This window comes from Streptomyces humi, from assembly GCF_001005085.2.
GTDB classification, from domain to species: Bacteria; Actinomycetota; Actinomycetes; order Streptomycetales; family Streptomycetaceae; genus Streptomyces; species Streptomyces humi.
On the sequence record NZ_LBMU02000010.1, the window covers coordinates 29,635 to 41,340 of the forward strand.

The 11,706-nt window shown below is 71.3% G+C and carries 10 protein-coding genes; 7 read left to right on the forward strand and 3 right to left on the reverse strand.

Annotation, left to right across the window (positions count from 1 at the left end; genetic code table 11):
* Positions 1–176: 176 nt before the first annotated feature.
* Together AAW13_RS02800 and AAW13_RS02805 are read left to right on the forward strand one after the other, a co-directional pair.
* Positions 177–569, forward strand: coding sequence for a hypothetical protein (locus AAW13_RS02800; protein WP_046731893.1), 393 nt, complete (start codon positions 177–179; stop codon positions 567–569).
* Between the two features lie 90 nt (positions 570–659).
* Complete coding sequence (locus AAW13_RS02805; RefSeq protein ID WP_046731892.1) at positions 660–3,878, forward strand: tetratricopeptide repeat protein; 3,219 nt, start codon at positions 660–662, stop codon at positions 3,876–3,878.
* Positions 3,879–3,884: 6 nt separating this feature from the next.
* Here the strand turns inward: AAW13_RS02805 and AAW13_RS02810 are convergent, their stop codons facing one another.
* A complete protein-coding gene (locus tag AAW13_RS02810; RefSeq protein WP_206306134.1) occupies positions 3,885–4,136 on the reverse strand; it encodes a hypothetical protein in 252 nt (83 codons plus the stop codon).
* A complete protein-coding gene (gene mca, locus AAW13_RS02815; protein ID WP_071659403.1) occupies positions 4,129–5,010 on the reverse strand; it encodes a mycothiol conjugate amidase Mca in 882 nt (293 codons plus the stop codon). The genes AAW13_RS02810 and mca overlap by 8 nt, the downstream gene beginning before the upstream one ends.
* A gap of 138 nt (positions 5,011–5,148) precedes the next feature.
* Here mca and AAW13_RS02820 point away from each other — a divergent pair, with 138 nt between their 5' ends.
* From AAW13_RS02820 to AAW13_RS02840, 5 genes are all read left to right on the forward strand, one after another.
* A complete protein-coding gene (locus AAW13_RS02820) occupies positions 5,149–5,547 on the forward strand; it encodes a DUF4307 domain-containing protein (protein ID WP_046731889.1) in 399 nt (132 codons plus the stop codon).
* Positions 5,548–5,715: 168 nt separating this feature from the next.
* The gene (gene greA / locus AAW13_RS02825) at positions 5,716–6,216 is read left to right on the forward strand and encodes a transcription elongation factor GreA (RefSeq protein WP_046731888.1); all 501 of its coding nucleotides are present in this window, start codon (positions 5,716–5,718) and stop codon (positions 6,214–6,216) included.
* A 170-nt stretch (positions 6,217–6,386) separates the two neighbouring features.
* Positions 6,387–7,214, forward strand: a complete 828-nt coding sequence (locus tag AAW13_RS02830; RefSeq protein ID WP_046731887.1) for an FAD binding domain-containing protein — start codon at positions 6,387–6,389, stop codon at positions 7,212–7,214.
* Positions 7,211–9,928, forward strand: a complete 2,718-nt coding sequence (locus AAW13_RS02835) for a molybdopterin-dependent oxidoreductase (RefSeq protein WP_046731886.1) — start codon at positions 7,211–7,213, stop codon at positions 9,926–9,928. Before AAW13_RS02830 ends, AAW13_RS02835 begins: the two co-directional genes overlap by 4 nt.
* A 5-nt stretch (positions 9,929–9,933) precedes the next feature.
* Positions 9,934–10,908 carry an antibiotic biosynthesis monooxygenase gene (locus AAW13_RS02840; RefSeq protein ID WP_046731885.1) on the forward strand — a complete coding sequence of 325 codons (975 nt, stop codon included), beginning with the start codon at positions 9,934–9,936 and terminating at the stop codon, positions 10,906–10,908.
* An 18-nt stretch (positions 10,909–10,926) separates the two neighbouring features.
* On the opposite strand, the gene AAW13_RS02845 is transcribed toward AAW13_RS02840, so the two are convergent.
* Complete coding sequence (locus tag AAW13_RS02845) at positions 10,927–11,706, reverse strand: ABC transporter permease (RefSeq protein ID WP_240528523.1); 780 nt, start codon at positions 11,704–11,706, stop codon at positions 10,927–10,929.

Below are 11,706 nucleotides of genomic sequence, written 5' to 3' on the forward strand. Positions count from 1 at the left end.
GTAACCCTGAGAACCCTGAGCCGTCCCTGATGTCTGCCGAATTTTCTTTGCAGAGTTTTCTCTGCGGTCTAGTGTGGGGGCGTGCGGATTGGACCGGCACGGACGGGACAACCGAGGACGGAACAAGCCGGGGGGCGATCACGTTGCAGGAGACGACTACGACGAAGGCGCGGCTGATGAAGCGGACGAAGCGGTGGGCACTGATCCTGCTCGGCTCCTCCGCCGTGCTGCTCGTGCCGTGGATGGTGGTGCTGGCGGTGACGCTGCCCGCCAGCACCGAGGTGCACAACTGGTCGCTGGCCTGGATCGGGCTGGACGTCCTGATGGCGGCGGGCTGCGCGGCGACGGCGGTCCTGGGCCTGCTGGGCGACGCACGGGCCCGCCTCACCGCCTCGGCGACGGCATCGGTGGCCGTCCTGGACGCGTGGTTCGACATAACGACCTCACCGGTGGGCCGGGCGCTCGTGGAGGCTCTGGCGAGCGCGGTGGCGGAAGCGGGTCTGGCCGTGGCGTGCGTGTTCCTGGCGCTGTCGAAGGGACGGCAGAGCGAGCCCGTGCCCCGGGGCTGACGCGCCCGGGATGATCCCGCCCTCTCGCAACTTCGCCTCCTCCGAAGGACACTCGTAGGCAACGGAGTTACCGCTGGAGGGGGACGGGACATGCGGGACGCCCACCGGGCGGAGGCCGACCGGCTGCTGGTACGGGCCGTGGAGGAGGAGGTCCGCCGCTCCGGCGGGCGCGTCGACGGACAACTGCTCCTGTCACGGGCACGCGCGGGCATGGAGACCATGGCGCGGTCGGCCACCGAGGAGTACACGTCGTACACCCACGCGCTGGACGAGACGGAGGCGGGCCGGCAGAGCTTCGGGCAGCGCTACGCCAGAGAGGGCGGCGGAACTCCCTTGCTGGTCGCGGCGGTCGCCGCGGTCGCTGCCACCGTCGCCGACCTCTCCCTGGGCACCGGGGCGGCCACGGCGCTCGGCGCGGGTGCGGTGGTCGGGGTGATCGGCGCCGCGGCCACCGTGGTCAAGGTCGCCGGTTCCCATCTGCCGGCCGCTCATCACCACGCCGGCGCGGCCGGTCAGCCCGGCGGACCCGAGCAGTTGCGGCTGGAGTGGCTGACCGCGCTCGAGGTGCGGGGCATCCGTCCGTTCCTCGACCAGCAGCGGGTGCTCAGCGCCTCCACGGGACCGAAGAAACAGGGCCCCGGGCTGCGCGGCACGGACAAGAGCGCGGCGGCCCGCCGACGGACGGTGCTCCAGCAGTCGTTCGGCCAGCTGCCCGACCAGGCGGGCCCGTTCGCCGGCCGGCAGCAGGAGCTGGCTCGGATCCGGCAGTGGGCGCAGGCGGCCCGGGCGGCCACGGAGACGCGTCCGACGGTCGTCGTCCTGCACGGCGAGCCGGGTTCCGGCCGTACGACCCTCGCGGTCCGGGCCACCCACGAACTGAAGGACCTCTTCCGGGGCGCGGTGGTGGTGGATCTGCGCGGCGGCAGCCGGGACGAACCACCGCTGCCCACCCGGGACGCCCTGCTGCATCTGCTCAACCGGCTGGGCGCGCCGCGCGAGCAGTTGCTGTTCCGTGAGCGTTCCTCGCCCGACCAGCAGGTGAAGCGGCTGAGCGAGCTGTACCACCAGCACCTCACGGGGCTGCCGGTGACGATCGTGCTGGACGACGCCTGTGACGCCGAGCAGGTGCGCACGCTGATCCCCGAGCGGTCCGACAGCCTGGTCCTGGTCACCGCCCGGGAGCAGCTGGACCTGCCGGCCGACCTCCCGGCCTGGGTGCACCAGCTGCCGGTGACCGCGCTGGACGCGGCGGGCGCCGAGGAGCTGCTCGACGCCGCGGCGCGGGAGACGACGGGTCCGTACGACGCGCAGTCGGCGGACCGGATCCGGGAGCTGTGCGGCGGGCTGCCGCTGGCCCTGCGGATCGCGGGTTCCTCGCTGGGCGCGGACACACCGTCGGGCGCGCGTTCCCCGGACCGGCTGGCCGCCGATCTCGGTGCGTACGGGCCGGTGGAGCCGGTGGAGCGGGCGCTGTGGCTGCGTTACACCGACCAGCCGGAGACCGGGCGCCGGCTGCTGCGGAGGCTGGCGCTGGCCGGGCGGGCCTCGCTCGGCGCGGCGGCCGCGGCCTCCCTGCTGGCCACCGACGAGGCGGAGGCGACCCGTCAGCTGGTCGCCCTGGCCGGGGCCGGTCTGATCGACCATGTCCGCGGCAGCCGGTACCGGCTGCACGACCTGGTCCGCTCCTTCGCCCAGGCCCGCCTGCTGGACGAGGAGGAGGCGGCCGACCGGACGGCCGCGCAGGAGCGGCTGATCGTGAACTACGCGGAGCTCGCGGACTCCGTGCTGCGCCTGGTGGACGGCAACATGTCGACCCGCTCGGACCGGTTCAGCCCGCACGGCTTCACCTCGCTCGACGAGGCGCTGCGCTGGCTGGACGACGAGTCGAGTTTCATCACGGCCGCGCTCCGGCACGCCGAGGGTGTCGACGAGACCGCCGTGCAGAACCTGCTGGGCGCCCTGTGCGACTACTGCCTGCTGCGGGGCGACCTGTACCGGCTGGGCGAGATCAGTGAGCTGGCGCAGGCGGTGGACCAGGGGCTGATGGTCCGTTCCGTGCAGTGGCGCACGGGTATCGCGGCCCGTCAGCTGGGCGAACTGGACAAGGCCCGCACCACCCTCGCCTCGGTCGTCGACCTCTACATGGAGGCGCACCACGACGCGGGCGCGGCCCGCGCCCTGTGCTCGCTCGGGATCACCCTGCACCACCAGGGCCAGCTCACGGAGGCGGCGGCCAGGCTCCAGGAGGCCCTGGACCTCCAGGCGGCGCCCGAGCTGGCCACCGACCGGGCCTGGACGATGCACGCCCTGGCGGCGGTGCAGCGCGACCGTGCCCGGCTGTCGGAGGCCCTGGACCTGCTCACCCGTTCGCTCGTGCTGCACCGGGAGGGCGGCTCGGTGCACGGGGAGGCCTGGGCGCACTTCCAGCTGGGCCAGCTGGCGCTGCGGATGGGGGACGTACCGCGTGCGGAGCGGGAGCTGGGGGCAGCGCTGGAGCGTTACGGCCGTACCCGGGACGCGCGGGGCGAGGCCTGGGCGCTGACCCAGCTGGCGCGGGCCCGGCTGGTGGACGGGGACACGTCGCCGGCGGTCGACGGACTGCGCCGGGCCGCCGTCCGCCACCGGGACAACGAGGACGCGCGCGGCGAGGCGTGGACCGTCTACTACCTGGGCCAGGCCCTGGAGGAGGCGGGCACCCTGGACGAGGCGGTCCGGGAGCTGGAGCGTTCCCGGACCATGTTCTCCCGGATGCGGGACGTGTACGGCCTGGCGTGCGCCCGGCACCACTCGGCGCGGGTCACCCGCGACCAGCGGGCGGCCCAGACCGGCTCGCTGCGCAACTCCGGTTTCGCCCGGCAGCTGCTCGTCGACGCCCGTGCCGACTTCCAGCGCATCGGCGTCGCCCACGGTGAGGCGTGGACGTGTCTGGAGCTGGCCGTGGTGGACGCCGGCAACGCCCGCACCCAGCAGGCACTGGGCCTGTGCGACGAGGCGGTGACCCTGTTCGCCTCGTACGGGGACCGCCGCGGTGAGGACTGGGCGCGTTTCCTGCGCTGCACCCTGCTGCCCTACGCCGCGCCCGGCGGCACGGAGGTGGGCACCGCGGTAGCCCAGGAGGACCTGGCCCAGCTCGCCCGCGCCCGGCATCCGCTGCGCGACGAGAAGCTGGCCGAGTACGTCACGGCGTACGGGCTGCTCCTGGAGCGCGGCGTGAGCCTGGAGTCGGGGTGGCAGGCCTGGCGCCTGGGCATGGTGCCCGGCCGGCACGCCCGTGAGGTGATGGGGGTGCCGGTGCCGGGCGGGGCGTGACGCGGGTCAGCCCTTGGGGCGTGCCGCGGGGGACCCCGGGTCGGCCTTGGCCGCCGGGGACCCCTTGGACTCCTTGGACTCCTTGAAGTCGACCTTCTGCATGTGCTTGCTCATGGACTTCATCAGGCCCCAGACCGCCAGGGCCATCACCGCGAAGACGATGAAGCCGAGGACGCCGGGGGTGACCTTGTTCTCGTCGACCTCCTTGGCGAGGGGGACGAGGTGCGTCAGTGCCAGGCTTGCGCTCATGTCAGGCATTGTCGCGGATGCCCGCAAAGAGGTCGTCCTCGGGGAGGGAGGTATCGACGAGCGACTTCGCGAGCTCGTACTCCTCGGTCGGCCAGACCTCCTTCTGGAGGTCCATCGGGACCTTGAACCAGCCGCCGTCCGGGTCGATCTGCGTGGCGTGCGCGATCAGCGCCTTGTCACGGATCTCGAAGAAGTCCGCGCACGGGATGTGCGTGGTCAGGGTGCGCTCGGTGCGCTCGAACTCGTTCCACCGCTTCAGCCAGTCGCCGTACGGCGACTCCATGCCGCGCTCCAGCAGGGCGTTGTGCAGGGCCTCGGTGCGCGGGCGGTTGAAGCCCTGGTTGTAGTAGAGCTTCTGCGACTGGTGCACGGGGCCGTACTCGGCCTCGGGGTACTTCTCGGCGTCGGCCGCGCCCTCGAAGGCCACCATCGAGATCTTGTGGGTCATGATGTGGTCGGGGTGCGGGTAGCCGCCGTTCTCGTCGTAGGTGGTGATCACCTGCGGGCGGAAGGCGCGGATCTTGCGGACCAGTTCACCGGCGGCCTTGTCGACGTCCTCCAGGGCGAAGCAGCCGTCGGGCACCGGCGGCAGCGGGTCGCCCTCGGGCAGGCCGGAGTCGACGAAGCCGAGCCACTCCTGCTTGACGCCGAGGATCTCGCGGGCCTCGTCCATCTCCTTCTTGCGTACCTCGTGGATGTGCTCCTCGATGTACTTGTCGCCCTGGAGCTTGGGGTTGAGGATGGAGCCGCGCTCCCCGCCCGTGCAGGTCACGACCAGCACGTCCACCCCCTCGGACACGTACTTCGCCATGGTCGCCGCGCCCTTGCTCGACTCGTCGTCGGGGTGGGCGTGGACGGCCATCAGTCGCAGCTGGTCAGTCAAGACTCAATCCTCAGTAAGTCGGCGCCCCGGTAGCTCGGGGGCAATCGGCGGCTTCTATAGTGACCGAATCAGGGGGCGAATAATTCCGGGGTCCGGTTCCTGACGGGCCCGGGGGTGGTTCCTGCCAGGAGGACGATCATGAGTACCGCGAGCACGCGGCTGCCCGAGGGCCGCTACGGCCGCTCCTCGGACGAGCGCGCCGACCGCCGGCTCAAGGTCGCGGGCGCGGTCCTGGGTGCCCTGGTGCTCGTCCTCGTGGGTTACCTGGCCTACCACTACGTCGTGCAGAACAAGATCAGCGCCCAGGTCGTCACCTTCGACGCCTCCGCCGACGCGGTGAAGGTGCACCTTGAGGTCCACAAGGACGCCGGCGCCTCCGGCTACTGCACGCTGCGCTCCCAGGCGGCGGACGGCTCCGAGGTGGGCCGGGCGGACTTCCGTTTCACCGGTTCGGCGACCGAGATCGACCGGGTGGTCACGCTCCGCACCACGGCCCGGGGCACCACGGCGGAGCTGCTGGGCTGCCACGCCGACTGAGGTCAGCCGGAATACGTACACGCTGACCTGCGTTGACGTGATTCTGATGGCTTATGTCCTCCCCCTTCCGCCGTTGAATTGTTAGGCTCGTGGTTTCGCCCTTCCATGAAGGAACATGCTTCCGGGTAGGGCGATGCTTTGTATTCCCAGTACCGACGAGGAGCACCTGTGACCCAGACCAGCGAGAACGTCACCTGGCTGACCCAGGAGGCGTACAACCAGCTCAGGGCCGAGCTGGAGTACCTGTCTGGTCCTGCGCGCACGGAGATCGCCGCCAAGATCGCGGCCGCGCGCGAGGAGGGCGACCTGCGCGAGAACGGCGGGTACCACGCGGCCAAGGAGGAGCAGGGCAAGCAGGAGCTCCGTGTGCGCCAGCTGACCCAGCTCCTGGAGAACGCCAAGGTCGGTGAGGCGCCGGCGTCGGCGGACGGGGCCGTCGCGCCCGGCATGGTCGTGACGATCGCCTTCGACGGCGACGAGGACGACACCATGACGTTCCTGCTGGCCTCCCGCGAGTACGCGAGCGCGGACGTGGAGACCTACTCCCCGCAGTCCCCCCTGGGCACCGGCGTCATCGGGCACAAGGTGGGCGAGAACGCGGAGTACGAGCTGCCGAACGGCAAGAAGGCCTCGGTGAAGATCCTGAAGGCCGAGGCCTACTCGGGCTGACGGACACCGGGCCGAAGAACACCGACCGGGGCCCCCGGCGTCCGCAATGACGCCGGGGGCTCCGTCGTGACCTGGGTCACACGACAGCGGCGTAAACTGTTCCTGCGCAGGTCGGCTTCCTCCGTATCCCGGTGTCTTCCGTACCCGGTTTCTCCCGGAGGTCGGTTTCCATGGACCTCAACACCATCACCGAAGTGATCCGGCGGCCGTCCGAGCGGCCCGGCCCGGACTGGCGCGAGGGCGACGCCTGGCTCGCGGGCGGCACCTGGCTCTACTCGGTGGCCCAGCCGGACCTGCGCCGGCTGGTCGACCTGACGGCGCTGGGCTGGGAGCCGCTGGTCCCGACGGACGCGGGGCTGGAGATCGGCGCCACCTGCACCGTCCGCGACCTGTACGCCTTCCCGTGGCCACGGCACTGGACGGCCGGGCCGCTCTTCCGGGTCGGCTGTGAGGCGTTCCTGTCCTCGTTCAAGGTGTGGAACGCGGCGACCGTCGGCGGCAACATCTGCCTCTCCCTCCCGGCCGGTCCGATGATCACGCTGACGGTCGCGCTGGAGGCGCGGTACGAACTGTGGGCGCCCGACGGATCCGTCCGCTTCGTCGACGCCGTCGACTTCGTCACCGGCGACCACCGCAACGTCCTGGCCCCCGGCGAGGTCCTGCGGCGCGTCACCCTCCCGGAGCAGGCGCTGCGCGGACGCGTCGCGCACCGGCGCTTCACGCTGACCCGGCTCGGCCGTTCGACCGTGTTCCTCGTCGGCGTCCGGCGGCCGGGAGCGGAGGGCCTCGCGCTCACCGTCACCGCCGGCACCGTGCGGCCGGTCCGGTTCGCCTTCGACTCCCTGCCCGACGCGCGGACCCTGCGGCAGAGCATCGACGCGCTGCCGGCCGCCGTCTGGTTCGCCGATCCCAACGGGACACCCGACCACCGCCGGCATCTGACGCGGTACTTCGCCGAGCGGATCCGCCGCGAACTCGACACTGGTGACCTGCCATGACGTACGTCGTGAACGGCCGGAAATTCGACCGGGAACCGGCCCCCGGCCAGTGCCTGCGCACCTTCCTGCGCGAACTCGGTCACTTCGGCGTCAAGAAGGGCTGCGACGCGGGCGACTGCGGCGCCTGCACGGTGTGGCTGGAGGGCGCCCCCGTGCACAGCTGCGTCACTCCGGCCTTCCGCGCGGAAGGCCGGGAGGTGACCACGATCGAGGGTCTCGGACGGCCCGGCGCCCCGCATCCCGTCCAGCGGCGGTTCGAGGACGCCCCGGGGTTCCAGTGCGGTTTCTGCACCGCGGGCATGATCATGACGTCGGCGGCCCTCACCGAGGAGCAGAAGGCCGATCTGCCGCGGGCGCTGAAGGGCAACCTCTGCCGCTGCACGGGATACCGGGCGATCGAGGACGCCGTGCGGGGCGTCGGCTCGGTGCAGACGGCGGCGCCCGGCCGGGCCGTCGGTACGAGTGTCGGCGCGCCCGCGGGCCACGATGTGGTCACCGGCCGAGCCGAGTTCACCATGGACACACGGATCGACGGCCTGCTGCACCTGAAGGTGCTGCACTCGCCGTACGCGCACGCCCGGATCCTCTCGATCGACCGGAGCGCCGCCCTCGCGGTGCCCGGCGTGCACCGCGTCTACACCTGGGAGGACGTGCCACGCAGACGCTTCACCACGGCGATCCACACCGATCACCTGGTCGACCCGGACGACACCTACGTCCTCGACGACACGGTCCGGTTCGCCGGCCAGCGCGTCGCCGCGGTGCTGGCCGACACGGTCGGGGCGGCCGAGGAGGGCTGCCGGCGGCTCGCGGTCGCGTACGAGGTGCTGCCGGCGGTGTTCGACCCGGAGGCGGCCATGGCCGACGGCGCGCCCCGGCTGCACGGCTCCGCGGATGCGTTCGTCCGCGATCCCGTCCACAACGTCCTGCTGGAACTCCATTCGCACATCGGTGACGTCGACGCCGGGTTCGCCGCGGCCGACGTGATCCACGAGGGCACCTACGTCTCGCCGCGGGTGCAGCACGCGCATCTGGAGACCCACGGATCGATCGCCTGGCTGGCGGACGGCCGGCTGAACGTCCGCACCAGTTCGCAGTCGCCGTCGATCGCGAAGGTCAAGCTGGAGTACCTGTTCGCGCTCCGTCCGGACCAGGTGAGGGTGTTCTGCGAGCGCGTCGGCGGCGGGTTCGGCGGCAAGCAGGAAGTGATCACGGAGGACCTGGTCGCGCTCGCCACCCTGGACACCGGGCGGCCCACCTGCCTGGAGTTCACCCGCGAGGAGGAGTTCACCACGGCCTCGCCACGGCACCCGATGACCCTGACGGTCCGGCTCGGCGCGAAGGCCGACGGCACGCTCACCGCCCTCCAGGTGCGCAACGTCTCCAACACCGGCGCCTACGGCAACCACGGCGGCGAGACGCTGTACGCGGGCGGCGCCGCCGTCATGATCTACCGCTGCCCCAACAAGAAGTACGACGCGTACTCCGTCTACACGAACACCGTGCCGAGCGGGGCGCTGCGCGGCTACGGGATGACGCAGCCGGCGTTCGCGGTGGAGTCGGCGATGGACGAACTGGCCCGTGCCCTGCACCTGGACCCGCTGGAGCTGCGCCGGCGCAACATCGTGCGGCCGGGTGAGCCGCTGGTCGCCCTGCACGACGGCCCCGACGACGTGATCTTCACCGAGGACGGACTCGGCAGGTGCCTCGACCTGGTGGGCAGCGCTCTGGCCCGGACCGCCGGGCGGCCGTCCCCCGGTCCCGAGTGGCTGGTCGGCGCCGGTGTGGCCGCCTCCCTGCACGAGACGGCGCCCCCGACGGAACACCTCTCCGAGGCCTGGGTCACCCTCGGCGACGATCTGGTCTACGAAGTGGCCGTCGGTACCGTCGAGTTCGGAGAGGGCACCTCCACGGCCCACGTCCAGATCGCGGCCGGCCAGCTGGGGACGACGCCGTCGCGGATCCGGCTCGTGCAGTCCGACACCGACCGCACCGGGTTCGACACCGGCGCCTTCGCGAGCGCGGGCCTCTTCGTGGCGGGCAACGCGGTGCTGCGCGCGGCGAACGCCGTACGCGACCGCATCCTGGAGTTCGCCGCGGCGCACACGGGCGTCCATGTCGTGCTGTGCGCCATGGACGACGACGGTGTCGTGTGCGGGGACCGGCGGGTATCGCTGGCCGAACTGGTCGCGCTGGCACGGGCGCGTGGCATCCGGTTCACCGCGGCGCGCAAGGCGTACGGCTCGCCCCGCAGCGTCACCTCCAACGCGCAGGGCTTCCGGGTGGCCGTGCACCGTGTGACGGGCGAGATACGGATCCTGTACAGCGTGCAGGCCGCGGACGCCGGGGTGATCATCAATCCGGCGCAGGTCCGGGGCCAGATCGAGGGCGGTGTCGCTCAGGGCGTCGGCTTCGCGCTGACCGAGAACCATCACCTCGACGACCACGGCGTGATGACGAACCCGAACCTGCGGAACTACCGCATCCCCACCTTCGCCGACGTCCCCCGGACCGAGGTGCTGCTGGTGAATTCGGCGGACTCGGTGGGACCCGTGCGGGCCAAGGGGATGGCGGAGTGCTGCATCAACCCGGTCGCTCCGGCGCTGGCGAACGCGGTGCACGACGCCACGGGCGTCCGTTACCGTGCGCTGCCGCTGACTCCGGAACGGGTGTACGGCCGGCTCCCCGCCGAGCAGTCGATGCCGACGGGCTGAGCGCCATGGACACCGAACGGAACGTGGCCTGCGCGGCGACGGCGATCATCGGCCAGAAGGTCCTGCCCGGGATGGACCGGCAGTTCGAGTCGTGGCAGGAGGACCTGAACGCCGCGGCCGCCTACTACCCCGGTTTCCTCGGCGCCGAGGTCTCCCGGCCGACCCCGCTGCAACCGGACTGGGTCGTCGTGTACCGGTTCGACTCGGTGCCGCACCTACAGGCGTGGATCAACAGCGCGACCCGGCAGACGTATCTGGACGTCGGTGCCCGGTACTTCGACGGTCCGGCGACCCAGCAGGTGGTCAGCAGCGGCAGCCGGTCACTGGATCCGCTGGTCACCGTGGTGGTCACGCACCGCGTCGACGGGAAGCAGGTCGACGCCTTCCTCGACTGGCAGCGTCACATGGTGGAGGAGGAGAGCAGGTTCGAGGGGTTCCGCGGGACGGAGCTCTTCCGTCCGGTCGAGGGACTTCAGGAGGAGTGGACCACGCTGTACCGGTACGACACCGCCGAGCACCTGGACGCCTGGCTGACGTCGCCCGAGCGGCGGGAAATACTGGCCGAGGGCGAGAAGTTCAGCGACTTCGGACTGCGCACCATCGACAACTCGTTCGGCAGCTGGTTCGCCTTCGAGGGCAACGGCAAGGAGGCACCGCCGCCGCCCTCCGAGACCCGGACCTCGCTCGCCGTCTGGGTGGGCCTCTACCCGACCGTCGTCCTGCTGTCGCTGGCGCTGTCCCCGCTGCGCCTGCCGCTCTGGATCAATCTGCTGGTGGGCAACCTGCTGTCGAGTTTCATCATGAGCTTCCTGACCATGCCCTACTACGTGAACCCACTGCTCGGACGGTGGCTGCGGCCCTCACCGGACGAGCCGCCGGCCCGGGGCAACGCCCGGGGCCTGGGGCTCGTCGCGGTGGTGATGGCCTGCTGGGCGGCGGTCTTCTACCTCGTCACGGTCCGGTTCTGGACCCTTCCCTGACCAGCGGAGCCCCGGCCGTCAGCCGGCCGCCCGGCGGTACTTGCGGACCGCGAGCGTCCGGAAGGCCAGGATGATCACGACCGACCAGATGAGCGACGCCCACACCGGGTGCTGCATGGGCCAGGCGTCCGACGCGTTGAAGCCGGGCGGGAGGTTGCCGAACAGTTCACGGCAGGCCTGCACGGTGGCGCTGAACGGGTTCCACTCCGCGATGTGGCGCAGGAAGGCCGGCAGGTGGTTCGCGTCGACGAACGCGTTCGAGATGAACGTCAGCGGGAACAGCCAGATCAGACCGCCCGAGGTCGCCGCCTCCGGAGTGCGCACCGACAGACCGATGAGCGCGCCGATCCACGAGAACGCGTACCCGAGCAGCAGGAGCAGGCCGAAACCGGCGAGCACCTTCCCGATGTTCTCGTGCGTGCGCCAGCCGACTATCAGCGCGACGACCGCCAGCACCACCAGGGTGAGCGCCGTCTGCACCAGGTCGGCCAGAGTGCGCCCGGTCAGCACCGCGCCGCGCGCCATGGGCAGCGAACGGAACCGGTCGATGAGTCCCTTGTGCATGTCGTCGGCGATGCCCGCGCCGGCGCCCGCCGTGGCGAAGGTGACGGTCTGGGCGAAGATGCCGGCCATCAGGAACTCGCGGTAGGCCTGCGTGGAACTGGACGAGCCGACCGTGATCGAACCGCCGAACACGTAGGTGAACAGCACCACGAACATGATCGGCTGGATCAGCCCGAAGATGAGCATCTCGGGGATCCGGCCCATCCGGATCAGGTTCCGGTGGGCCACGACCAT